The following is a 23,405-nucleotide window of genomic DNA, read 5'->3' as shown; positions in this document are numbered from 1 at the left end:
ATCTTGCGATGGGGTTTGCTCGAAACGAATTTGATGAAACGCCATCGCAAGATTGACCCCGCACCTCAATCCTCTCCCCAAAGGGGAGAGGAGGCGATCGCAAAAAGCCGTGTTTGATTTGGAGCCGAACCTTGTCGATTCCCGACATCCGCATCGAAACCGAGCGCCTGATCCTGCGGCCGCCGACGGCGGCCGACTTCGACGCTTACGCTGCGAACATGGCTGATTTCGAGGCCGCCCGTTTTATCGGCGGCCAGCAGTCGCGCGAAGTAGCGTGGCGTGGATTCCTCACTCTGGCCGGGGCATGGGCCATTCAGGGCTTCGCGATGTTCTCGGTGATCGAGAAGGCGAGCGGCCGCTGGATCGGTCGTCTCGGACCGTGGTATCCCGAAGGCTGGCCCGGCACCGAAGTGGGCTGGGGCCTGGCGCGCGAAGCGTGGGGCAAAGGCTATGCCTACGAAGGCTCGGTCGCTGCTATCGACTGGGCGTTCGAGCACCTGGGCTGGCGTGAAATCATTCATTCGATCCATGCGGATAACCAGGCGTCGCTAGCACTCGCGCAACGTTTGGGCTCTCAATTGCGCGGCACGAAGAAAATGCCGCCGCCCTATCAAGACACTACCGCCGAAATCTGGGGGCAGACGCGCGAGCAGTGGAACACGCGCTCGCGTTAAGGCAACTCCAGGTACGCCACTTCAACTCCATCGTTGATCACATCATGTCTAGCACGCAACCCATCGCCGCCCGCCACAAGGGCTTCAACCGCGCCGAGATCGTCGATCAGAACTTCACGGAATTCGTGCAGCACTGGCAGGGCGACGTGCGATCCAAGCCGCATGACGATGCGCCGGTGCTACCCGGCAGTGCGCTCGATGCGCGCGGCTTTCGCGAGCTGCTGGAATCGCAACTGATCTCGCGCCACCTCGACCTGATGGCGCGCGTGCTGCGCGTGCAGAACAAAGTCTTCTACACCATCGGCAGCTCGGGTCACGAAGGCAATGCCATGGTGGCGCGTGCCACGCGGCATACCGATCCCGCCTTTCTGCATTACCGCTCCGGCGGTTTCATGGCCGAGCGCTTCCGCAAGCTGCCGGGCATGGATCCAGTGATGGACTCGGCGCTGTCGTTTGCAGCGAGCAAGGACGATCCTGCGTCCGGCGGCCGTCATAAAGTGTGGGGAAGCAAACCGCTTTGGGTCTTGCCGCAAACGTCGACCATCGCGTCGCACTTGCCCAAGGCGTTGGGTACGGCGGTGGCTATCGAGCAAGGTCGTCGTATCGGCCATCAATTGCCGATCCCGGACGATTCCATCGCCATCTGTTCATTCGGCGACGCTTCCAGCAATCACGCCACGGCACAGACGGCGTTCAATGCCGCATCGTGGACGGCGTATCAAAAGCTGCCGGCGCCAGTGCTGTTTGTGTGCGAGGACAATGGCATCGGCATCTCGGTGAAGACACCGAGTGGTTGGGTCGCCAACAACTTCCAACGGCGCCCGGATCTCGACTACTTCTTTGCCGATGGTTTGGATCTGGCTGAAGGCTATGCCCAAGTACAACGCGCGGTGGAACATTGCCGTCACACGCGTCGCCCGACCTTCCTGCATCTGAAGACCACCCGCATCATGGGTCACGCCGGTACCGATTTCGAAATCGAGTGGCGCAGCATCGAAGAACTCGTGGCGGTCGAAGCATCCGATCCGCTGCTGCGTTCCGCTGCCATCGCATTGGAGTCGGGTCTCTATACCAAGGAAGCATTGCTGGCGCTCAACGAAGCGACGCGCAAACGCTGCTTCGCCGCGGCAGAGGAGGCCGATCGTCGTCCCAAACTCGAACGTCTCGACGATGTGATGACACCGCTTGCGCCTTACACGCCGGATAAAGTGAAGGCCGAAGCTCAACGCGCCGATTACAATGACAAGCGCGTCGCCGTATTCGGCGGCGAGGACAAGCTGCCGGAGAAACAGCCACCGCGCCACCTCGCGATTCAGATCAACCAGGCGCTGCACGACGTGATGGCGAAGTACCCCGAAACACTGTTGTTCGGCGAAGACGTCGCCCAGAAGGGCGGTGTGTACACCGTCACGAAGGGTCTGCTCAAAGCGTTCAAGGGCAGCCGCGTGTTCAACACGCTGCTCGACGAAACGGTGATCCTGGGCCTGGCCCAGGGTTACGCCAACATGGGCATGCTGCCGATCCCGGAGATCCAGTACCTGGCGTATTTCCATAACGCGTGCGACCAGATTCGCGGCGAAGCGGCATCGCTGCAGTTCTTCTCCAATAACCAGTACCGCAACCCGCTGGTGATGCGCGTGGCGGCATTGGGATATCAGCGCGGTTTCGGCGGTCACTTCCATAACGACAACTCGATTACCGCCTTGCGCGACATTCCCGGTCTGGTGGTCGGTTGCCCCAGCCGTGGCGACGATGCAGCCACCATGCTGCGCACCATGATGGCGCTGGCGAAGGTGGACGGCCGCGTGTGCGCATACCTGGAGCCGATCGCGCTCTATATGGCCAAGGATCTCTACGAAGCGGGCGATGGGCAGTGGCAGTTCGCTTATCCCGCACCGGGCGAGGCGATGACGTTGGGCGAAGGTCGTGTTTATCACGCCGACGCCAATGACCTGGTCATCTTCACCTTCGGCAACGGCGTGCCGATGGCCTTGCGTTCGGCGCGCACCATCGAGAAGGACTTGGGATGGAAAGTCCGCGTGGTCGATCTGCGCTGGCTGGCGCCGCTCAACGACGCGTTCATTGCAGCTCAGGCCAAGACGGCCAAACACATTCTCGTGCTGGATGAAGGGCGCAAGAGTGCAGGCGTGGGTGAGGGCATCATCACCGCGGTGGTTGAGGCCGGCTTTGGCAGCACACCATTGGAGCGCGTCGTAGGTGCAGATACCTATACGCCGCTTGCCGGCGCTGCATTCCTAGTATTGCCGGGTGATGCGGAAGTGGTGACTGCGGCGAAGAAGTTGGCTGGTCGGAAATAACGACCTCTGCACCTATGAACTTCGTGCTTAACCCTTCTCCCTTCGGGAGAAGGTGCCGACAGGCGGATGAGGGTACGAGCGGAGCGCGATAAACAAATTTGGGGCGAGAATTCAACATAGCGCGCTGCCCGAACCCTCACCCCCAACCCCTCTCCCGATGGGAGAGGGGCTTTAATTCGCGCTAACGCTCCGACTCGCGCGCCGGACGCGATCGGTGATGTCCGCTCACCATGTCCGCGCGCCGCTCGAATGTATGCACCTGATTGCGCCCATTGAGTTTCACGTAGTACATCGCCTGATCCGCGCGCTCGACCAGAGTTTCCAGCGTATCGCCCATGCTGCGCATGGCCAGACCAATGCTGACGCTCAGCATCATGTTGCTCTGGTCGACCGGAATTTCCAGCCGGTTCACGCGCCGGCATAACCGGGTGGCGACTTGTACCGCCTGTTCCTGATTCACGCCATAAAGCATGGCGACAAATTCCTCGCCTCCGTAGCGTCCCAGCAGATCGTTAGGGCGCACTTCGGTGCTCAGCACTTCAGCAACAGCAACCAGCGCACGATCGCCGGCTGCATGACCGTGCCGGTCGTTGAGCACCTTGAAGTGATCCAAATCGAGAAACAACAGCGCAACCGGCTGTGTCGTATTCGCCACATCAGCCAGCATTTGGTTGGCGGCTTCGGTCCAGGCACGGCGGTTGAGCAGGTTGGTGAGCGCATCGCGGTCGGCCAGCACGCGCGCCGTGTCGCGATCGCGACGCATGGTTAGCGCACGATCGGCCAAGCCCAGCGATAGCACAATGGCTTCAAAAGCCCCCATCGCGATGCTTGCGTCGTTGAGCCAATCCAGGCTGGGCAGCGCACCGGTCGCTTGCGCGCTGGTCATGGCGGTCAAGATCAGCAGAGGTATCCAACCGATCACGAAGAACCAGGCTTGCCGCGAACCGCGCAGCCCGGCTACCAGGGCCGTGAACAACAGCAACAACGCCCCGAGAATCAGCACCGGATCGATGAGCGTCTGCGCCATGTTCACCAGCTCGGGAACCTGACTGCAGCGCAACAGCACGATCAGTGGCATCGTGATGCCCAGCGCTACCACGGGTACGCGTAGCGCTGGCGCATAACGCGAAACATCGCAGAAACGGTTGATGAAAAGCGCGGCGAACGATACCGACAACGCCACCGCCGAGGCGCTCACCAGCGTTTTCGACCCGATGAGCCAGCTCACGCCCAGCGGATGAAACAAAAAGCCGGTCCCGATGCCTTGCACAAGGACATAACAGAGCATATAGCCCGTGTACCAGGCGAAGGTCATGTCGCGCAGCATGATCGCGAAGCACAGTGCCATCAGCGCCATCGCCACCATCACGGCAAAGCAGGCGGTGGCGAAGGCAAGCCAGTTGGAATCTTCTTGCAGATAGTCGTTCAAGCTTTGCAGCTCGAAACGCTCGGGGGCGGCGCGGCCGTCGCTGTGCTCGACCTTGAGCAAGATCGGCTCCGCCTCGCTGCTGTCGGTCAGACGAAATGCCAGCCGGCCATGTCCATGCAGCGGTGCGGTGAAGTCATCGAGCGCCAATGTGCGGATTGGCCCGTTGTCGCCGTAGAGCGTGATCGAACCCAGGGGAGCAGGGTAGATCGACAGCACACGCTCCTCACCGGCGCGCGGCGGTATCGGCTGCAGCACCACCCAGCTGCCCATGGCATCGCTTGGAAACCGTTGCAGTATGGATGGATTGAAGGTTTGGAGCAGGCCGTGTTTGAAGGCGTTGAGTATTTGCGCAGGGGTATCACCGCGGGCGACTTCGCGCCATGCACCGCGAAGTGGGGCGCCCGTGCCGGCGTGCACTAGCGAGAGCGACAATAGCCACACCAAGGGCAAGGCAGCTAGCAGCCACCTGCGCACGCGCCATCCCTTTGGTAAAACGCCCTTAGTCACTTCAGCCCCTCGTTCCTGAAGCGGCCGCGCACCCGCACACGCAGAAGCACGACCCAACCCGGTCGTTCCCGCATCCGTCTGCATGATCGTCGGTTCCCGATCACCGACGGCGCCTCCATTGTGATCCTCCCGTGAAGGAATGGAACGCTCGGCCTCGATTTCACAGAGGCTAAAGCAGGGGCCGTGCCAGCTCGTCAGGTCGGCGCAAGGCGCGGTTTCACGTGGATTTACCGGCCGTTAGCGCACTTTCTTGCCGAGTTGCGGCCTGGTGTGACCGACTGGGTCAGATTCATGACAAGAGCGGGTGCACGAGCGGCTAAAAGCTGCGAGTCAACGCCCTGCGGGGTTGCCGGCGCCGCAATACTTCTCCAGCAACTGCTGCTGCACGTCGTGCGGCGTTTGAGAATCGGTAGGATGCAGCCGCGTATAGCTGCCATCCGCATGCAGTTGCCAGGCCGTGGTGTTGTCGGCCAGATACATATCCAGCTCCTTGCGGATGCGCTGGCGAAGCTTGCGATCCTCGATCGGAAAACCGGTTTCGACACGGCGATCCAGATTGCGCTCCATGAGATCGGCGCTGGCCAGATACATGCGCTCGTCGCCGTCGTTGGCAAACCAGTAGACGCGGCTGTGCTCGAGGAAGCGGCCGACAATAGAGCGCACGCGGATGTTCTGCGATACACCGGGAATGCCCGGACGCAGGCAGCACGTGCCACGCACCACCAGGTCGATCTTCACGCCGGCAGTGCTGGCTTTGTAGAACGCGCGGATCATTTTGGCGTCGGTCAATGCGTTGATCTTGATGATCATCTGCGCCGGCTTGCCCGCTTCGGCATGGGCAGTTTCGTGCGCGATCATGTCGAGCAGCGATTTTTTCAGCGTAAAGGGCGCGTGCAGCAGCTTCTTCATCCGCAACAGCTTGCCCATGCCGGTGAGCTGACTAAAAAGCTTGTGTACGTCCTCGCACAACGCGGGGTCAGAGGTCAGCAGGCTGTAATCGGTGTACAGCCGCGCATTGCCGCTGTGATAGTTGCCGGTGCCCATGTGTGCATAGCGCTGCAGCTTCTGGCCTTCGCGGCGCTGGATCAGAATCAGTTTGGCATGCGTCTTGACGTCGACCACGCCGTAGATCACTACGGCGCCAGCCTGCTGCAGGCGCGTAGCCAGGCTTAGATTGGATTCTTCGTCGAAGCGCGCGCGCAGCTCGACGACGGTGATCACTTCCTTACCGTTACGCGCAGCCTCGACCAGCGCATCGACGATTTCGGAATTGGCGCCTGTGCGATAAAGCGTCTGTTCGATGGTGAGCACCGCCGGGTCCTGCGCGGCCTGCCGCACCAGATCCACCACCGGTGAGAACGACTCGTACGGATGCATCAGCAGCACATCCTGCTTGCCGATCACCTGGAACAGATCCTCGGCTTTCTTCAGCGACTTGGGAATGGCCGGTACGAAGGGCGAATATTGCAGCTGCGGATTTTCACTACGACTGACAATGCCGAACAGACGCGTGAGATTGACCGGTCCGTTGACTTCGTACAGTTCGGCTTCGGTCAGGCCGAATTGCTTGAGCAGGTAATCGGTGAGCGTCTTCGGGCAGTTGTCGGCCACTTCCAGGCGCACTGCATCGCCAAAGCGGCGGGAGGACAATTCGCCGCGCAGCGCGCGCGCAAGGTCGTCCATTTCTTCCGGGTCGATGGTGAGGTCGGCGTTGCGGGTCAAGCGGAACTGATAGCAGCCGCGTATTTCCATGCCCGGGAACAACTCGTCGGCATGCGCATGGATGATCGAGGACAGCAGTACGTAATTCTCGCCGCCTTCGCAGACTTCCTCCGGCAAGCGGATGATACGCGGCAGCACGCGCGGCGCCGGAAGAATCGCCAGGCCCGAGTCGCGCCCGAACGCATCCACGCCTTCCAGCTCCACGATGAAGTTGAGGCTCTTGTTGACCAGCAGCGGGAAGGGGTGTGTGGGATCGAGGCCGATCGGCGTCATCATCGGCGCGACTTCCTGGCGGAAGTAGCGCTGCACCCAGCGTTTCTGCGCGACGGTCCAGGTTTCGCGGCGGACGATGCGAATGCCCTGTTGGTCCAGCTCGGGCAGTAAGCGTTCGTTGAGGATCGCGTATTGCCGCGCGATCTGGCGGTGCGCGATCTCACTGATCTCGGTCAGCGCCTGCTTGGGTGGAATGCCGTCAGGCCCGACGATCTCGTGCTTGAAGGCAATCTGGCTCTTCAGTCCGGCGACACGGATTTCGAAAAACTCGTCCATGTTGCTGGAGAAGATCAGCAGAAACTTCAGCCGCTCCATTAACGGCGTGCGTTCGTCCAGCGCCTGTTCCAGCACCCGGTTGTTGAACTGCAGCTGCGACAGTTCGCGATGGATGTAATGCGCCTTGTCGTTCAGGTCGACGACGTGTGCGACTACCGTTTCCGGTGTGGTGGCACTGGCCACTGGCATGGCGTCTTGATCGTTACGTTTGCTCATCGGTGCACCATCCGGGCGACTGGCAGTGGGTGGCGACGTCGCACCCGTCGGGGTGCGTCACTGCGTTGACATCCTGCGGCAGGGCGTTGACACAGGTGTGACACGGCATCATGACCTATCTACCGCATCGGAAACTAGATATTGGCTGGGTGCAGCGCCGAGCGTACGCCGAAATGCGGCAGTGAATGCGCTGGTGCTGCTGTAGCCAAGCTCAATCGCGACATGTGTCACCGATTGCCCGCGCCCCAATCGGGCTAGTGCGGCGAGCAGACAAGCCTGCTGGCGCCAGGCACTGAAACTCATGCCTGTTTGCTGTCGGAATAGACGAGTAAAACTGCGTCGGCTCATATCGGCTTTGTGCGCCATCGCATCGATATCGATTTCCAGCGAAGGTGACTGGATCAGTGCACGACACAGCCTGGCGAGGCGTGGATCCTGGGGCAACGGTGTGTTCAAGGGCAGGGTGGGCATCCCTGCGACTTCATTCACCAGCAGGCGCATCAAGTCATCGTCGCGGCTGCCCAAGGTGTATTCAGCGGGGAGATCCACGGCTTCCGACAAGAGCGCATGCAGCAACGGTGAAACACTGATGACGGTGCAATGTTCCGGCAGACCGGCTTTTGCTGCCGCGTCACTCTGGATGAATGCGCTACGTGTGCTCGTGGGGCCACCCATATACACAACGTGGGCGACGCCGGCGGGAATCCACAGTGCCCGCCTCGGCGGCACCACCCAGCTGCCCTGAGTGGTGGTCACGGTCAGCACGCCGGCGATGGCGTAAAGGCATTGCCCGCGCTTGTGCGTGTGGCTGGGCAGCACCATGCCCGCGGAATAGTCGTTGCCAGTGGCGACGACGTCGCGTGGGGTGTCTTCGTAGGCGATGACCCGAGTATTTCTCACGATTGGCCCGAATTCGACATAAGTTGACCCAATAGTGTATGCAGGCCGTTACGAGCTACTTTATGGTGGTAGTCGCGGCGACGCAATCTCGCGCGCATTCCCCATCCCAAGAAAAGACCATGCAGAACTCCGCCGAATCGGTTTCTTTGCCTTCGACCGCGCAAGCCTCGCCCGCGCACCGCACGGATTACGCCATTCTTGGTGCGATCAGCTTTTCGCACCTGCTCAACGACATGATCCAGTCGCTGATCCTGGCGATCTATCCGATCCTCAAAAGCGGTTTTCATCTCAGTTTCGAGCAGGTCGGCCTGATCACCCTGACGTATCAGGTGACCGCGTCGCTGCTCCAGCCGCTGGTGGGCATGGTCACCGACCGCAAGCCGATGCCTTATTCCTTGCCGGTGGGCATGGGTTTCACGCTTTGCGGTTTGCTGTTGCTCGCTACGGCACCGAATTTTGCCGTGCTGCTCGTTGCTGCCGCATTGGTCGGTACCGGCTCGTCGGTGTTCCATCCCGAGTCATCGCGTGTGGCGCGGCTGGCGTCGGGTGGACAGCATGGATTGGCGCAATCCTTGTTCCAGGTAGGTGGCAACACGGGCGCCTCGCTTGGGCCGCTGCTTGCTGCGTGGATCATCGTGCCGCACGGGCGCGGTAGTGTCGCCTGGTTCTCGCTTGCCGCGTTGCTGGCGATGGTCGTGCTGTTGCAGGTGGGACGCTGGTATCGGCTGCATCATGTCGCGCGCAATGCGGTAGTGCGCCATGTGGCCGGCGAGGCGTTGAGTCGCAACAAGGTCATCATGTCGCTACTGATTCTTGGCTTGCTGATCTTCTCCAAGTATTTCTATTTGGCAAGCATCAGCAGCTATTTCACCTTCTATCTGATCCACACCTTCGGTGTGTCGGTGCAGAACGCGCAGATGCACTTGTTCGTGTTCCTGTTCGCGGTGGCGGCGGGTTCGCTGATCGGCGGTCCGATCGGTGACAGGGTGGGGCGCAAGTGGGTGATCTGGGTATCGATCCTGGGTGTGGCGCCGTTCACGCTGGCATTGCCGCATGCCGATCTGTGGTGGACCGGTGTGTTGACGGTAGTGATCGGGCTGATTCTGTCTTCGGCCTTCTCGGCGATCCTGGTTTATGCGCAGGAATTGATTCCGGGGCGTGTGGGCATGATTTCCGGTTTGTTCTTTGGTTTTGCATTCGGTATGGGCGGTATTGGCGCGGCGGTATTGGGGCGCGTGGCCGATGCGCATGGCATCGATTACGTGTACTCGCTGTGTGCGTATTTGCCCTTGATTGGCGTATTGGCCGTATTTTTGCCGAATCTGGAGCGGATGAAGCTCGCCGCAAAATAGCCCGCCGGCTCTACGTTATTCCGGTTTGTACTGGAACGACGAGCAAAAAACGGCCCGCATCAGCGGGCCGTTTTGCGTTCGCTTAGTGCTTGGTTGGTGCGGGCCCTTGCACCACTTGCGTCAGGTTCCCCGGCTTCAGGTACTTCTTGAACGCCGCCTGCACCTGCGCCGGCGTCAGTGCCAGATAGTGCTTGGCGGCAACCATCGGCTGATCAAGCGGTTCATCGTGCCATGCCCAGGTCAGCAACGAACGCGCGATGTTGTTGATGCTGGCCACTCCTACCGGAATGGAGCGGATCTCGTATTGACGCGCATTGGTCAGCTCATCTTCTTTGATCGGCGTGTTCTGCATATCGATAAGGTTCTGCCGTACCAGTCCATCGACGGGCCCGACCTTGTCCGGATCGCTGCCGTACTGCACGAAGAAGATCGAGCGTGAACGATCGAAGCGTATGCCCGAACCCGCGCCGTAGGCATAGCCATGCTTCACGCGGATATCCGTCATCAAGCGCGAGGCGAAACCATTGCCGCCCAGCACGTTATTGCCCAACTGTAGGGCATAGCGATCCGGGTTGTGCATGTTGAGGTCAAGCATCTGGCCCATCAGTACCTGGTCTTGGGAGGCATAGGAATTCTCGACCACCGTGTAACCGGCGGGATTCACCGCCACGGGCTTCGAAATGACGTCGGGCTTCGGGCCCTCGGCTTTCCATGCCCCGAAATAGCGCTCCACTGTGGCCTTGGCCACGTCGGGCGCTATATCTCCGACCACTACGATGGTGGTGAGGTCGGGGCGATAGGTTTTTGCGTAGTAATCCTTGAGGTTTTGCAAAGTCAGCGCATGGATGGTGTCGGGTGTGGCAAGGCGCAGATCCGGGTCGCCTGCGGGCAATAGACCCGCCATCAAAGCCTTCCTCATCTTGTATTGCGGCGACTGCATTTCGCCCGCCAGGCTGCGTGCCAGCGTGTCCTGTTGCACAGTGAAACCTTGCTGAGGCAGAGCGGGGTGCAGTTCGTTGTCCGCCAGCAATTGCATGGCGCGATCGAACTGGTTGCTGAGCGCGGCTACGCCGAAATCGGTGCCACCGTTTTCATTGGCGGAAATATCGTCGAGTGCCTTGTGGAAAGCATCGCGGTCTAGCGTGGTCGAGCCGTAATCGAACAACGTGTCCAGCAGGCGCGCCGCACCTTCCTGTCCAGCCGGCTCATGCAGCTTCGGATTGTTGTCGATGTGGCCGAGCACCGTGACGGTCTTGCTGATGTTTTCCGGCTGCACAATCAGATGTATGCCGTTGTTCAGCGTCATTTGCACCGGCGCCAACGTCCAGCGCGGCATCTCCAGTTTGCTCAGCTTCTCGGCTGCCCATGACGGCAGCGGCGCATTGAGCTTGTCATTGCCGGCAAACGATTCCGAACCGCCGAACCCTGCGCTATCCGGCGGACGCTGGCCGTTGTTGTCGGAAGTGAGCACGACCGTCACGCGCGCGTCCGGCTTGAGGTACTCGCGTGCCACGCGATCCACATCGTCCACGGTCACGTTGCGAATTTGCTCCTCCGCTTCTTCCGGCGAACTCAGACCCATCCACGCAATGGCCTGCGACCAGGCGCTGGCGAGCGTTACCGCGCTGTTTTTGTTGAATTCGGCCTGGGCGATCTCGGAGCGCTTCGACGCCTCGACCAGATCGGCCGGCGCACCGTTCTTCAGCAAGTCGGCGATCACGCCTTCGAGGTCGGCCTGCGCCTTGGTTGCATCGCCGCCCTTGGGGAAACCCACTTCGATCATGCCGATACCGCCGCGGCTGAAGGGCTGCAATTGCGCGTCGGCACTCAGTACCTTGCCCTGCACGGCGAGGCCGGACAGCGAGCTGCGTGCGTTATTGAGCACATCCAGCAATACCTGCGCGGCAGCATTGTCCTTGTCCATCATGCCCGGCATGCGATACAAAAATTGTACGGAACCGGTGCCTTGGGGCGTCGTAGCCGCGATCGTCTGGGATTTCACGGCTTGCAGTTGAACCGGCACGGATGCCGGCAGTGTGCGCTTCGGAATAGCGCCGAACAGCTGCCGCACCTTGGTCAGTGTCTGTTGGGGATCGACATCGCCCACGATCACCAGCAATGCGTTGTTCGGGGCATACCAGTCCTTGTAAAACGACTGCAGATGCTCGGATGTGGTCTTGTCGAACGACGGACGCGTACCCAGCGGATCCTCGGCATAACCGGTGCCTGCATAAAGAACGCGCTCCGCTTTCTGGAAAGCGAGGAAGGAGGGATCGGAGATATCGCGCGAAACCTCCTGCTCGATCGCACCGCGTTCGCGGTCCCAGTCTTTTTGGGTAAGCAGCGCGCCTTCCATGCGCGTCGATTCGATATGCAGCAGGATATCGAGATAATTCGACGGCGCCACAAAGTAGTACTGCGTGGCATCGTTGGTGGTGAAAGCGTTGTTGTCGGCGCCCATCTTGCCGGTCATTTCATTGAGCTGGGAACCGGTCATGCCCTGGCTGTCGCGGAACATCATGTGTTCCAGCGCGTGCGCCGTGCCCGGAAATCCATCCGGTGTCTGATAACCGCCGGCCAGATAGGTGATCTGGGTGGTGACCATGGGCGAAAGCGTTTCGCGCACGATCACCACGCGCAAGCCGTTGTCCAGCGTGGCGCGCAACACCTTGCCGTCGGTGGCGGCGACTACGGCGCTGGGCGCATCGGCGCGGGCGGGAACGCCGGCAGCCAACAGACCCATGCCCAACATTACGCTCCATGCCAATGTTCTGAGAGGGCGGCTTGAGATCATGCTTGAATTCCTAGAGGGGACGACGATAGACCGCCCGATGGTGCCATAGTGCCCGCGGGCCGCGTATCTGCCGAAAGCTGGTGATAACGATGTGCGGAGGGTATCTTCGCCTCAGGGGCGATTTCTTAAGGAAAAGGAGGGAGAGCTATGCTGGTTGTGACGACCGAGAACGTTCCAGGCCACCAGGTGGTCCAGGTCAAGGGTCAAGTGTTTGGCGTCGTGGTGCGCAGCCGTGGCATCGGCGGCAACATGATGGCCGGGCTTCGCTCTTTGGTGGGCGGGGAGATCCACGAATACACGCAAATGCTGGAAGAGGCGCGCCGCCATGCGCTGGACCGGCTGGTCTCCAACGCCAAGGCGATGGGTGCCAATGCCGTGGTGATGATGCGCTTCGACTCGGCCGAGATCGGCCAGACCATGAGCGAGATCGTGGCCTACGGCACCGCCGTGGTGCTCGATCCGCCGACCTGAGCGGCATTGCGCATGTTGCCGATCGTTTTATATGCGCTGGGCGGCTTGTTCCTGCTCGGTGCCTGCATCGCCGCGTTGACCGGCGTGTTTGTCGTGCTGTTGCCGCAACTGTTGTTCGGGGGCCTGCTGCTGGTCGTAGGGCTGGCGATCGAACGCTGGCGCTACAAGCCGCTGTTGCGCACAGGGCCTGATCCGGGCTGGAAGGATACCGGCGAGCGTTTCGTCGATCCCGGCAGTGGCGAACTCACCGCCGTGTACTTCGACCCGCAGCGCGGGGAGCGGCATTACATCGTGGTCGATAAATAGCGCCGCGTCTGCTCCTCTCCCCAAGGGGGAGAAGGGGCAGGATGTCTGCAGATGATAGGCTTGCCGTTTTTCCAACGGTGCGGGTGGGTATGACGAAAGAGGCAGGCCGCGGACATGCGCTCCTGGTAGGGGCGGGCATCCTGTGCAGTCGTCTGTTCGGGCTGGTGCGGCAGCGCGTGTTTTCGCATTATTTCGGCCTTTCCGACGCCGCCGACATCTTCAGCGCTGCGTTGCGCGTACCGAACTTTCTGCAGAACCTGTTCGGAGAAGGCGTCCTCTCGGCATCCTTCATTCCCGTCTACGCCCGCCTGCTGGCGCAGAACAAGCAAGAGGAAGCCGATCGTCTCGCTGGTGCGATCGCCGCGGTTCTCGCCTTACTCATCTCGGTGATCGTCGCCTTGGGCGTGCTGGCCACGCCTTATCTCATCTGGCTGATCGCGCCAGGCTACACCGGCGAAAAACGCGAGCTGACCATTCTGATCGTTCGGATTCTTTTTCCGGGCACCGGCATCCTGGTGTGGTCGGCGTGGTGCTTAGGCATTCTCAACAGCCATCACAAATTCTTTCTCTCATACGCTGCGCCGGTGGTCTGGAATCTTTCGATGATTCTGACCATGCTGGTCTTTCGTCATCTCGATGCCAATCGCTTGATCGTGTATCTGGCATGGGGCACGGTGCTCGGCTGCCTGCTGCAGTTTCTCGTGCAGCTGGGGCCGGTGTTGAAGCTGGTACCCGGCATGCGTTTGCGACTCGATTTGCGCAGCATGCACGTGCAGCAAGTCGGCGGCAGTTTTCTCGGCGTGGCCATCGGGCGTGGGGTGGTGCAGATCAGCGCCTTCGTGGATCAGGCCATTTCCACCTTGCTGGGCAGCGGCGCTATTGCCGGCATGACGACGGCATCATCCATCAACCTGCTGCCGGTGAGCTTGTTCGGCATGGCGATCTCGGCCTCCGAATTGCCGACACTTTCCCGCATGGCCGGTGACGACGTCGATGCCGATGTGGCGGCGAAGCTGTCAGCGCGTTTGAATAACGGCCTGGAACGCATTGCGTTTTTCATCGTGCCTTCCGCGATGGCGTTCTTCGCGCTGGGTAACATCGTCGTCGCCGCGCTTTATCAATCCGGTGCGTTCACCCGCAAGGATTCGTACTACGTGTGGGCCATCCTTGCGGGTTCGGGCGTCGGCTTGCTGGCATCAACCTTTGGACGTCTCTACGCGTCCACGTATTACGCCATGCGCGATACGCGCACGCCCCTGCGTTATGCACTGGTGAGGCTCGCGTTTACCGCCGTGCTGGGCTTGGCGAGCGCTTTGTTGCTGCCCAGAATGTTGGGTATTCCGCTGCAATGGGGGGCTGTAGGCCTTACTGCGTCGGCTGGTGTGGCGGGTTGGATCGAGTTTCATCTGCTGCGCCGAAAAATGAATATGAAACTCGGCCCCACTGGCGTCTCGTTGTCGATGATGCTCAAGCTGTGGGCAGCGGCGAGTCTGGCGGCGCTAATTGCATGTGTTGTCGAGCGCATCATGCCCAACCAAGGGCCCATCGTCACCGCGCTGGTCGTGCTTTCTATCTATGGTCTCGACTACTTCGCTATCACTTACCTCATGCGCATCAAGATGTGCGTGGAGTTGATAGGAAAGCTGACGCGACGCATAGGCATCGGTTGATCGATGGAATGCTCGTACTCCTCCCCCTGCAAGCAAGGGGAGGAGTCGGCTCAATTCAGCGGCGGAGATTGCTACGCGCCAGCTCGATCAATTCGTCGCCGCGACCATTCATTACAGTGCGCAGCGCCCACAGACTGAAGCCCTTCATCTGCTCCAACTGAATCTTCGGCGGCATCGATAGCTCCTGCCGATTGGTTACCACATCGATAAGAGCCGGCCCGTTGTGCGCAAAGGCATCGCGCAAAGCCTTTTCCAATTCGCCCGGATCTTCTACGCGCACGCCGTAGATGCCGGCAGCACGCGCCAGTGCAGAGAAGTCCGGGTTGTCCAGCGTCACGCCGGTCGGCAAAAAGCCGGATGCCTTCATTTCCAGTTCCACAAAGCCGAGCGTGCCGTTATTGAAAACCACGATCTTCACCGGCAGCTGATGCTGTACCAGTGTCAGTAGATCGCCCATCAACATCGAAAAACCGCCGTCGCCGGAAAGACTGACGATCTGCCGCTTTGGAAAAGCCGTCTGCGCACCGATCGCCTGCGGCATCGCATTGGCCATCGAGCCGTGTACGAACGAACCGAGCAGACGCCGCCGACCATTCATTTGCAGATAGCGAGCGGCCCAGATCGTGGGTGTACCTACATCGCAGGTGAACACCGCATCGTCGCTGGCGACATCGCTAACCACTTTGGCGACGTATTGCGGATGAATCGGTTTGCTTCCGGCCTTGCCGACGGCGAGATCGTTGAGTCCTTCGCGCGCCTTTTTATAGTTGGCAAGGCTGTTTTTGAGATGTGCATCGTCGGTCGCCGTTTTCAGTCGCGGCAACAGCGCTTCGATGCTGGCGCCGACGTCGCCGACCAAGCCAAGATCCAGGCGGCAGCGTCGTCCAAGATTTTCCGCGCGCAAGTCGATCTGGCAAATCTTCGCGTCGTCGGGGAAAAATTGCCGATACGGAAAATCGGTGCCGAGCAGCAACAAGGTGTCGCAGTTCATCATGGCTTCGTAGCCGGAGCTGAAGCCGATCAGGCCGGTCATGCCCACGTCGTAGGGGTTATCCCATTCAACGTGTTCTTTGCCACCGAGCGCGTGCACCACCGGCGCCTTCAGCGTGTCGGCGAGACGAATCACCGCATCGTGAGCACCCGCGCAACCGCGGCCACAGAACAGGGTGACCTTGCGGCCACTGCCGAGTAATGCAGCCAGTCGATCCAGCTGCGCTTCCGGCGGCGTCACACGCGGCGATAGCGGCAACAATCCTTCGCTTGCGATAACTGGGCCGCTGGCTTCGGACAGCGCAACATCACCGGGAATGACAAGTACCGCGACACCGCGTTGGCCAATCGCTGTACGGATGGCCGTGGCCGCAGCGCGGTGAATCTGCGCAGGGCTGCTGATGAGCTCGCAGTAATGACTGCATTCCTGAAACAGATTTTGCGGATGCGTTTCCTGAAAATACCCGCTACCGATTTCAGCGGAAGGAATATGCGCGGCAATCGCCAGCACCGGCGTGCGCGAACGCTGCGCGTCGTACAGGCCGTTGATCAAGTGCAAGTTGCCTGGGCCGCATGATCCGGCGCATACCGCCAGTTCCCCTGTGAGTTGGGATTCCGCACAGGCTGCAAAGGCGGCGGATTCCTCGTGGCGGTAGTGCACCCACTGCATGTCCTTGTGCTGGCGCAGCGATTCGGTGATGCCGTTGAGGCTATCGCCGACCAAGCCGTGGATACGTTTCACGTTGGCCTGGGCCAGTGTTTCAATTAGCACATCGGCGACATTACGGATGCTCATTGCGCGGCTCCTGTCGTGACCAAGGCATGGCTACTATCCTGACAAAACCGAGCTTTGATTTCCGTAAAGTCAGTGGGCAGTGGTCCGAAGCTGCAAGATGCGAATCCATAGCGCATACTCGTCTCAATAAAGGTTCGTGCTTATCGCCCACTACGGAGACATGCCATGCGCCGCTTGCTTGCCCTGTCCGTCCTTGTTCTTGCCGTTATGCTGGGAGGTTGCCACGACATGACGCACAGTGCGCCCGTACCCGTCGCTGGTTTCGTCACCGACATGAAGAGTTTCGACGCCTTCATCGCCACTCACCCCACGCCAGACCAGTTCCATTCCACTTATCCGGATGTACTGCTGGTGTTGCCGGGCATGCCGTCCACGCGCGAGTTTCGCAATAACAACAGCCGCTACTTCGCTCAGCTGGACAAGGATGGACGCATCACCGGCGGCAAGTTTATGTAATTCGAAGTACGTGTACTTCGTCGGAATGACAAACAAATAACTCACAGCGTTGCGAATTGGGCGCATGATAAGCTCGCCCTTACGCGAAAGAACTGCGATCTAACTCGCCTCCTGCCATGCCTGAATTCGAAGTCAGTCACTTGCTGGATACCAGTACGGTAGCGGTGCGTAACGTCCGCTGCAGGGGCATCTGTCATCATAGCGATGCGGAAGAATGTGTGTCGGATACACATCTCGTCTTTCCCTATCGCGGGGTTTACTTGCGTCACGTCGGCAGTGATCAGGCGGTGGCCGATGCCAACCATGTGCTGTTTTTTAACGCGGACGAGGGCTATCGGGTCAGCCATCCGATAGAAGGCGGCGATGCAAGCCTGTCGCTGTGCTTGTCGGAATCCACGTTACGCGAACTGGCGCCGAATTCTCTTTTAAAGGATTGCGGCAAGCTGGGGTTTCGCCGCCAGTATCAGCGCATCGACCCTCGTGCACAGGCTTTGGTGGCGTTGCTTCGTCATGGTCTGGACAACGGGACCATCGAGCCGCTGGAGGCAGAGGGCCTTTTCCTGACCTTGGTATGCCGCAGCCTGGGGCCACGTACGTCGCACGCGCCTGAAGCGACTTATGCGCGCCGCCGGCTGGCGGATCGCGTCAAAGTGCTATTGGCCAGCGATCTTTCCCGGCGCTGGGCGTTGGCCGAAATTGCCGCGGAGATCGGCGGCTCTCCGGTCTACCTGACGCAAGTGTTCCAGCAGGTCGAAGGTATTCCTCTGTATCGCTATCACTTGCGGCTGCGTCTTGCACGTGCCTTGGACCTGATTGCCCGCTATGACGATTTGTCCGCTTTGGCCGCGGAGCTGGGCTTTTCCAGCCATAGCCATTTTGCCGCCGCGTTCCGCCAGGCCTATGGCCGGTCGCCGACGGCCTTCAAGCAATCCACGCAACGCTCCTAGCGGTCACTAAAGATTTCGACAGCGGCCGCGGCCGCGGGGTGGTCTCCTTTACGTGCCCAATCGACGGGTTACTGAAGGAGATATGGTCATGAGCGAGAAAACCTGTGCGGCCTGCGATTACCCACTCGATGCAACCGCTATTAAGGTGAAAATCGGAACACGTGTGGTGGAGGTCTGCTGCGAGGAATGCGCGCAGAAGTTGCGTGAAGCGAGTCAAGAGAAGACGCCGTCATGAACGGCAAGGACTTCTTCGCTGGCCAACGCAAGGTCGAGACACCGTCCGGAAGCATCAGCTACTTTGAGCATGGCAACGGTCCGGTCGCGCTGTTTGTACATGGTGTGCTGCTCAACGGTTATCTGTGGAGACACCAGCTAGCGCAGCTTGGCGATGTCCGGCGCTGTATTGCGGTAGATTTGCTCGCGCACGGCAATACGGAAGTCGCTCCCAACCAGGATGTTTCCGTAACGGCCAACGCCCATATGCTGGCCCAGTTTCTGGACGCCCTGAAGATCGACAAGGTCGACCTGGTGGGTAACGACAGCGGCGGCGGGATCTGTCAGATATTCGCGGCGTTGTATCCGGAACGCATTCGCAGCCTCGTGCTCACCAATTGCGATACGCACGACAACTGGCCGCCGGAACCCTTCAAGCCATTCGTTGCCATGGTGGCTGACGGCGGTTTGCCGGGGACGCTAAATACCATGCTTGCCGACAAAGCCGTTTACCGATCGCCGCAAGCACTGGGTCCGGCCTACGAACGGCCGGAGGCTGTGGCGGACGATACGATCGAAACGTACCTGCGGCCGTTCGTACGCTCGGAGCAGCGTACGCGTGATATCGAACGTTTCGTCAATGCGTTCGATTGTCGTCACACCGTCCAAATCGAAGGAAAGCTAAGGCATTTGCAAGCACCTACGCTCATTGCCTGGGCGACGGACGATATCTACTTCGATGTGAAGTGGTCCAAGTGGCTGGAAAAGACGATACCTGGAACGAAGAGACGTGTGGAATTCGAATCCGCTCGCATCTTCTTTCCAGAAGAGCGTGCGAGCGAGTTCAACAAGGAGCTCAAGGCACACTGGGCTGACAGTGCTGACGCGACGGTTTAAACATACGGGTTTGACGCCTCCCCCTGTGCGAAGGGGGAGGCGGGATGAGGGTGCACGCGCAGGAAAAGGGCGATAAATGCTTAGTACTGTCCGATCACCATCGGCTCCGGCTCAAGCCGCACACCGAAACGATGGTGCACGCCTTCGATCACGCGCTGTGCAAAGGCCCAGAGTTCCGATCCGCTGGCCTTGCCGTGGTTGACCAGCACCAATGCATGGCGATTTGAAATGCCGGCATCGCCTTCGCGCATCCCTTTGAATCCGGCCGCTTCGATCAACCAGGCAGCGGAGAGTTTCCAGCGAGTATCGTTGCCCGGCCATGCAACAAGCTCAGCGTGTTCGCGCTTAAGTGCTTCGCCTTGCGTAGCATCGACGATGGGATTCTTGAAGAAACTACCGGCGTTGCCGATCACGGCGGGATCGGGCAATTTGCGCGTGCGCAGATGCACCACCGCTTCGGCGACGTGGAACGGTGCGGGTTTGTCCACACCCATGCGTGTGAGTTCTTCGCGGATGCCGGCGTAGTCGAGCCGCAAGGCATGACTGCGGGGCAGGGCGAAGCGCACAGCGGTGACGATGAAACGGTTGGGCTCGTGTTTGAACAGCGAGTCGCGGTAGGCGAAGGCGCAGGCACTGCGATCCAGGGTGATGATGCGACGCTCGGTCAGATCCCAGGCTTCGACGCTTTCGATAAATTCCGCTACTTCGGTGCCGTAGGCGCCGATGTTTTGGATGGGTGCCGCTCCCACGGTACCTGGGATCAGGATCAGGTTTTCCAGCCCTGCGAAACCCTGGCCAAGCGTCCAGCGCACGAAGTCGTCCCAACGTTCGCCGGCGGCGACGGCAATGCGTGCAACGTCGCCATCCTGCTCGACATGCACGCCGCGCGTTTCCATCGCCAGTACAGTGCCATCGATATCACCAGTCAGCAGCACGTTGCTGCCTTCACCGAGCACCAGCAGGCGGCTGGAACGAATGGCGGGGAAATCGAGCAGTTCAGGCAATTTTGCGGCGTCACGCAATTCGATCAGCAACTTCGCGCGTGCGGCGACGCGTAAGGTGTTGCGCGTGACGAGCGGCGCGTTTTCGATCAGGGTGTAACCGCCCATGTCGGTGCGTTCAGCCGGCATCGCGTTGTTCCTGTAGGCGGCGGATTTCGTTGACGCATTCGGCGACCAGCGCTGGGCCGCGATAGATCAAGCCGGAATACAGCTGGACCAGCGTAGCGCCGGCTTCCATCTTTTCCACGGCGTCGCTGCCGTCGAGAATGCCGCCCACGCCGACGATGCCGATCTGCTCGCCCAGGCGCTGTCGCATGCCGCGCACTACTTGGTTGGAACGTACAAACAGCGGTTTGCCGGAGAGACCGCCTGCTTCGTTGCCATGCGGCTCGCTGGCGACAGCGGCACGGTCGATAGTGGTATTGGTGCAGATGACGCCATCCACTTTCGCGGCCAGCAGCACCGCGGCGATGCTGTCGAGTTCGGTGTCGGTGAGGTCGGGCGCGATCTTCAGCAGCATGGGTTTGCGCGCGCCTTGCTGTGAACCGAGTCGCTCCTGTGCTTCACGCAGGGTCTCGATAAAACGGCGCAGGGTGGCTTCTTCCTGCAGGTCGCGCAGGCCCTTGGTATTGGGCGAGGAGATGTTGACCGTGATGTAGCTGGCGTGAGCGTAGACGCGCTCCAGACAGAACAGATAATCGTCGACGGCCTTGTCGTTGGACGTATCTTTGTTTTTGCCGATATTGATACCGAGTACGCCACGGTAGCCGGACTTCTGTACGTTGCGCACGAGGGCATCGACGCCCTCATTGTTGAAGCCCATGCGATTGATGATGGCTTCGTGCTGCGGCAGACGGAACAGGCGAGGGCGGTCGTTGCCGATCTGCGGGCGCGGCGTGACGGTGCCGACTTCGATAAAGCCGAAGCCCAGCGCGCCAAGTGCATCGAGGTGCGCAGCGTTCTTGTCCAGACCCGCGGCAAGACCGACAGGATTGGGAACATGCAGACCGAAGGCTTTCGTGGGCGCGTCTTGTGGCGGGGTGGCGACGAAACGCCCTAGATCGCTGCGATGAGCGACGTCCAATCCATAGAGCGTAAGCCCATGCGCGGTTTCAGCGTCGAGCTTGAACAGTAGGGGACGAATCCAGTCGTACATGCTTTAGAGAACCTCGCCAACATAGACACATGTGTCGTAGTCGAAGCTTATCCGACCATCCACTTCGCAGGTGTCGAACAGTTTGCGCAGTGCCTCGATCATAGGCGCATGGTTGGAATGATCCGCTTTCGGCGCGTAGGAGGAGGACATCAAGCGCCCGCGCAATGCTTCGAAATCAAGCAGCTGACGGTGGTCGAATTGAGCGGTGCCTCGCCAACCTTCGCCGAACCATTCGCGCATACGCGGCTCGTCGCCATACCGCTCGGCCACGCTGGTGTAGTCGGTGCCATGGGTTTGCAACAACGCTTCATAGCCTCGCAGGAACGGCGTGCTAGTCAGGCGGCGCGAGTTCCAGTAGATGGCAGCCAGCCCGCCTTTGCGAAGAATGCGATGAAACTCCCGGCGTGTGGCGGCTGGATCGAACCAATGGAACGCTTGCGCTACCGACACTAGATCGACGCTGTCATCGGCAAGCGTGGTGGCGTCGGCGCGACCGTCCACCGCGTGGAAACGCGAGTTGTCACCCAGCCAGGTTTCTGCGGCCTGGCGCATGGCGGCATTCGGCTCGACCGCGATGACCGTGTGCCCGGCATCGAGAAACATCTTGCTGGAGATGCCGGTGCCCGCACCGACGTCGGCCACGCGCCAGCTTGCGTCGACACCATAGGTGTCGCGTAACCAGTCGAGCATCGCTGACGGATAGTCAGGACGGTAGCGAACGTAGTCGGCGACGCGGTCGCTGAAGCGTTCGGTGCTGCGCAGATTTTCCATCGTGTTACCCATTCAATTGCTGGCCGCCGTCGACGCAGAGCGTTTGACCGGTGATCCATCCGGCCCATGGCGAAGCGAGGAATAGCGCAGCGTGGGCCACGTCATCCGGTGTGCCGTAGCGGCCAAAGGGAATTTTTGCCAGCACGGTGGCGTAGCGCGCTGGGTCTTCTTTCTTGCACCGATCCCACAATCCATCGGCAAACTCGACCGAACCGGGTGCGATGGCATTGACGCGAATACGCTGTTCGGCAAGGGCTAATGCCTGCGATGTGGTGTAGTGACACAACGCCGCTTTCATCGCGCCATAGGGCGGCGTGCTGGGACGTGGGTGCATGGCCGCGATCGAGCTGGTGTGCAAAATACTGGCATGCGCCGATGTCGACAGATACGGCAGCGCCGCTCGCGAGGCGCGTACGGCCGCCATCAGATCGACGTTGAAATCGGTGATCCATGCTTCGTCGCTTTCGCCAAAACCGTAGCCGGTAGCATTGTTGACCAGCACGTCGATGCCGCCCAATGCAGTGGCTGATGCTTCGATAAATGCATTGATTGCCGCCGGGTCGGCAAGATCGCAGCGTTGCGAATGCACGGTGACACCCAGCGTGGCGAGTTCATAAGCCACGGCACCCAGTGCGGCTTGTCCGCGAGCGCAGATCGCAACGGAGGCGCCTGCTGCACCGAACGCTAGCGCGATGCTACGGCCGATGCCTCTGCTGGCGCCTGCGACCACCACGCGGTAGCCGCGGAAGTCGAAGGGTGGCCGTTGTTCCGGTGGTGTAGCGGGCATCTCGCTCATGCATTAGTTCCAATGCAGGGAATGGAAACCGAGACTGACGCCGAACAGCAACAAGCCGAGGACGATCGCTACCGTGAGCAGGACCAGTGCCAGATGGATGTAACCGAGTACCTTGCCGGCTGTCGCCATGCTTTGGCCGTCCATGCTGCCGGGCGGTGCGCGACGGATTTCGCTCGATGCTAGATGCCCGCAGACGATGGCAACGACTGCACCGATCAGCGGCAGCATGAACCAGGTGGCAATACCGAAGATCAGGCTGACGACAGCGAGGGTCGATGTCGACCGGTAGGCGGGAGGTGGGTAGCTCATGGCATCGTCCTTCCTGCGGCGGGTTGATCGATAGTTTATGCGACAACTGCGATAGTGCTTTAGCTACTCATCCAACTTACTTAGGACCACTCTCTGACTCCTTCCCTTGCTCGCAGGGGAAGGAGTCATTCGCCGTAACTATCGCCTGGCTAGAGCTAGAGAGTT

At 60.2% G+C, this 23,405-nt stretch carries 20 protein-coding genes; 10 read left to right on the top strand and 10 right to left on the bottom strand.

Annotated elements, in window-relative coordinates; all coding sequences use genetic code 11:
• The first annotated feature begins 131 nt into the window (after positions 1 to 131).
• Entirely contained in the window at positions 132 to 674 is a 543-nt protein-coding gene (locus tag QQL64_RS07505) for a GNAT family N-acetyltransferase (protein ID WP_284397707.1), read from the top strand.
• A gap of 44 nt (positions 675 to 718) precedes the next feature.
• Positions 719 to 2,992, top strand: a complete 2,274-nt coding sequence (locus QQL64_RS07500) for a thiamine pyrophosphate-dependent enzyme (RefSeq protein ID WP_284397704.1) — start codon at positions 719 to 721, stop codon at positions 2,990 to 2,992.
• A 181-nt stretch (positions 2,993 to 3,173) separates the two neighbouring features.
• Here QQL64_RS07500 and QQL64_RS07495 read toward each other — a convergent pair whose 3' ends face one another.
• From QQL64_RS07495 to QQL64_RS07485, 3 genes are all read right to left on the bottom strand, one after another.
• Positions 3,174 to 4,895, bottom strand: coding sequence for a sensor domain-containing diguanylate cyclase (locus QQL64_RS07495; protein WP_284397702.1), 1,722 nt, complete (start codon positions 4,893 to 4,895; stop codon positions 3,174 to 3,176).
• Between the two features lie 363 nt (positions 4,896 to 5,258).
• Entirely contained in the window at positions 5,259 to 7,388 is a 2,130-nt protein-coding gene (ppk1, locus tag QQL64_RS07490; RefSeq protein ID WP_284399695.1) for a polyphosphate kinase 1, read from the bottom strand.
• A 135-nt stretch (positions 7,389 to 7,523) separates the two neighbouring features.
• A complete protein-coding gene (locus tag QQL64_RS07485; RefSeq protein WP_284397700.1) occupies positions 7,524 to 8,315 on the bottom strand; it encodes an AraC family transcriptional regulator in 792 nt (263 codons plus the stop codon).
• Between the two features lie 119 nt (positions 8,316 to 8,434).
• Here QQL64_RS07485 and QQL64_RS07480 point away from each other — a divergent pair, with 119 nt between their 5' ends.
• On the top strand, positions 8,435 to 9,667 hold the full coding sequence (locus tag QQL64_RS07480; protein WP_284397698.1) for an MFS transporter: 1,233 nt from the start codon (positions 8,435 to 8,437) through the stop codon (positions 9,665 to 9,667).
• Between the two features lie 82 nt (positions 9,668 to 9,749).
• On the opposite strand, the gene QQL64_RS07475 is transcribed toward QQL64_RS07480, so the two are convergent.
• Positions 9,750 to 12,461 carry a M16 family metallopeptidase gene (locus QQL64_RS07475; protein ID WP_284397696.1) on the bottom strand — a complete coding sequence of 904 codons (2,712 nt, stop codon included), beginning with the start codon at positions 12,459 to 12,461 and terminating at the stop codon, positions 9,750 to 9,752.
• A gap of 147 nt (positions 12,462 to 12,608) precedes the next feature.
• On the opposite strand from QQL64_RS07475, the gene QQL64_RS07470 reads away from it, so the two are divergent.
• The 3 genes from QQL64_RS07470 (at position 12,609) to murJ (ending at position 14,908) form a co-directional block, all read left to right on the top strand.
• Positions 12,609 to 12,932 (top strand): YbjQ family protein, encoded by a 324-nt coding sequence (locus tag QQL64_RS07470; protein WP_284397694.1) that lies wholly within the window; start codon positions 12,609 to 12,611, stop codon positions 12,930 to 12,932.
• Between the two features lie 12 nt (positions 12,933 to 12,944).
• Entirely contained in the window at positions 12,945 to 13,238 is a 294-nt protein-coding gene (locus QQL64_RS07465; RefSeq protein WP_284397692.1) for a hypothetical protein, read from the top strand.
• A gap of 89 nt (positions 13,239 to 13,327) precedes the next feature.
• Entirely contained in the window at positions 13,328 to 14,908 is a 1,581-nt protein-coding gene (murJ, locus tag QQL64_RS07460; RefSeq protein WP_284397691.1) for a murein biosynthesis integral membrane protein MurJ, read from the top strand.
• Between the two features lie 55 nt (positions 14,909 to 14,963).
• On the opposite strand, the gene poxB is transcribed toward murJ, so the two are convergent.
• Positions 14,964 to 16,694: a ubiquinone-dependent pyruvate dehydrogenase gene (poxB, locus tag QQL64_RS07455; RefSeq protein WP_284397687.1), complete on the bottom strand. Its 1,731-nt coding sequence runs from the start codon at positions 16,692 to 16,694 to the stop codon at positions 14,964 to 14,966.
• 165 nt (positions 16,695 to 16,859) lie between these two features.
• Between poxB and QQL64_RS07450 the strand changes: the two genes are divergently transcribed.
• The 4 genes from QQL64_RS07450 to QQL64_RS07435 all read left to right on the top strand — a co-directional run bounded on the left by QQL64_RS07450 (position 16,860) and on the right by QQL64_RS07435 (position 19,207).
• Entirely contained in the window at positions 16,860 to 17,150 is a 291-nt protein-coding gene (locus tag QQL64_RS07450) for a hypothetical protein (RefSeq protein WP_284397685.1), read from the top strand.
• 218 nt (positions 17,151 to 17,368) lie between these two features.
• Entirely contained in the window at positions 17,369 to 18,097 is a 729-nt protein-coding gene (locus tag QQL64_RS07445; protein WP_284397683.1) for a helix-turn-helix transcriptional regulator, read from the top strand.
• Between the two features lie 88 nt (positions 18,098 to 18,185).
• Positions 18,186 to 18,332 (top strand): hypothetical protein, encoded by a 147-nt coding sequence (locus tag QQL64_RS07440; protein ID WP_284397681.1) that lies wholly within the window; start codon positions 18,186 to 18,188, stop codon positions 18,330 to 18,332.
• Positions 18,329 to 19,207, top strand: a complete 879-nt coding sequence (locus tag QQL64_RS07435; protein ID WP_284397679.1) for an alpha/beta fold hydrolase — start codon at positions 18,329 to 18,331, stop codon at positions 19,205 to 19,207. The genes QQL64_RS07440 and QQL64_RS07435 overlap by 4 nt, the downstream gene beginning before the upstream one ends.
• 80 nt (positions 19,208 to 19,287) lie before the next feature.
• On the opposite strand, the gene murB is transcribed toward QQL64_RS07435, so the two are convergent.
• Genes murB through QQL64_RS07410 form a run of 5 tightly spaced genes read right to left on the bottom strand, consistent with a single transcriptional unit; the run spans position 19,288 to position 23,240 of the window.
• Entirely contained in the window at positions 19,288 to 20,316 is a 1,029-nt protein-coding gene (gene murB / locus QQL64_RS07430; RefSeq protein WP_284399693.1) for a UDP-N-acetylmuramate dehydrogenase, read from the bottom strand.
• Positions 20,317 to 20,326: 10 nt separating this feature from the next.
• A complete protein-coding gene (locus tag QQL64_RS07425; RefSeq protein WP_284397677.1) occupies positions 20,327 to 21,364 on the bottom strand; it encodes a quinone-dependent dihydroorotate dehydrogenase in 1,038 nt (345 codons plus the stop codon).
• A 3-nt stretch (positions 21,365 to 21,367) separates the two neighbouring features.
• Complete coding sequence (locus QQL64_RS07420; RefSeq protein WP_284397675.1) at positions 21,368 to 22,135, bottom strand: class I SAM-dependent methyltransferase; 768 nt, start codon at positions 22,133 to 22,135, stop codon at positions 21,368 to 21,370.
• Between the two features lie 4 nt (positions 22,136 to 22,139).
• Positions 22,140 to 22,931: an SDR family NAD(P)-dependent oxidoreductase gene (locus QQL64_RS07415; RefSeq protein ID WP_284397674.1), complete on the bottom strand. Its 792-nt coding sequence runs from the start codon at positions 22,929 to 22,931 to the stop codon at positions 22,140 to 22,142.
• Positions 22,932 to 22,934: 3 nt separating this feature from the next.
• Positions 22,935 to 23,240 carry a DUF4190 domain-containing protein gene (locus QQL64_RS07410; protein WP_284397672.1) on the bottom strand — a complete coding sequence of 102 codons (306 nt, stop codon included), beginning with the start codon at positions 23,238 to 23,240 and terminating at the stop codon, positions 22,935 to 22,937.
• Between the last annotated feature and the right edge of the window lie 165 nt (positions 23,241 to 23,405).

This window comes from Dyella lipolytica (assembly GCF_030160075.1).
In the GTDB taxonomy this organism is placed as follows: Bacteria; Pseudomonadota; Gammaproteobacteria; order Xanthomonadales; family Rhodanobacteraceae; genus Dyella_B; species Dyella_B lipolytica.
The sequence above is the reverse complement of the archived record's forward strand: the minus strand, read 5'-3'. Positions and strand labels throughout refer to the sequence as shown.

Coding starts and splice junctions, on each gene's coding strand:
- QQL64_RS07465 (WP_284397692.1), top strand. CDS start 12,945: ATGTTGCCGATCGTTTTATATGCGCTGGGCGGCTTGTTCCTGCTCGGT.
- murJ (WP_284397691.1), top strand. CDS start 13,328: ATGACGAAAGAGGCAGGCCGCGGACATGCGCTCCTGGTAGGGGCGGGC.
- QQL64_RS07410 (WP_284397672.1), bottom strand. CDS start 23,240: ATGAGCTACCCACCTCCCGCCTACCGGTCGACATCGACCCTCGCTGTC.
- poxB (WP_284397687.1), bottom strand. CDS start 16,694: ATGAGCATCCGTAATGTCGCCGATGTGCTAATTGAAACACTGGCCCAG.
- murB (WP_284399693.1), bottom strand. CDS start 20,316: ATGGGCGGTTACACCCTGATCGAAAACGCGCCGCTCGTCACGCGCAAC.
- QQL64_RS07470 (WP_284397694.1), top strand. CDS start 12,609: ATGCTGGTTGTGACGACCGAGAACGTTCCAGGCCACCAGGTGGTCCAG.
- QQL64_RS07480 (WP_284397698.1), top strand. CDS start 8,435: ATGCAGAACTCCGCCGAATCGGTTTCTTTGCCTTCGACCGCGCAAGCC.
- QQL64_RS07425 (WP_284397677.1), bottom strand. CDS start 21,364: ATGTACGACTGGATTCGTCCCCTACTGTTCAAGCTCGACGCTGAAACC.
- QQL64_RS07500 (WP_284397704.1), top strand. CDS start 719: ATGTCTAGCACGCAACCCATCGCCGCCCGCCACAAGGGCTTCAACCGC.
- QQL64_RS07440 (WP_284397681.1), top strand. CDS start 18,186: ATGAGCGAGAAAACCTGTGCGGCCTGCGATTACCCACTCGATGCAACC.
- QQL64_RS07475 (WP_284397696.1), bottom strand. CDS start 12,461: ATGATCTCAAGCCGCCCTCTCAGAACATTGGCATGGAGCGTAATGTTG.
- QQL64_RS07450 (WP_284397685.1), top strand. CDS start 16,860: ATGCGCCGCTTGCTTGCCCTGTCCGTCCTTGTTCTTGCCGTTATGCTG.
- QQL64_RS07420 (WP_284397675.1), bottom strand. CDS start 22,135: ATGGAAAATCTGCGCAGCACCGAACGCTTCAGCGACCGCGTCGCCGAC.
- QQL64_RS07415 (WP_284397674.1), bottom strand. CDS start 22,931: ATGAGCGAGATGCCCGCTACACCACCGGAACAACGGCCACCCTTCGAC.
- QQL64_RS07435 (WP_284397679.1), top strand. CDS start 18,329: ATGAACGGCAAGGACTTCTTCGCTGGCCAACGCAAGGTCGAGACACCG.
- ppk1 (WP_284399695.1), bottom strand. CDS start 7,388: ATGCCAGTGGCCAGTGCCACCACACCGGAAACGGTAGTCGCACACGTC.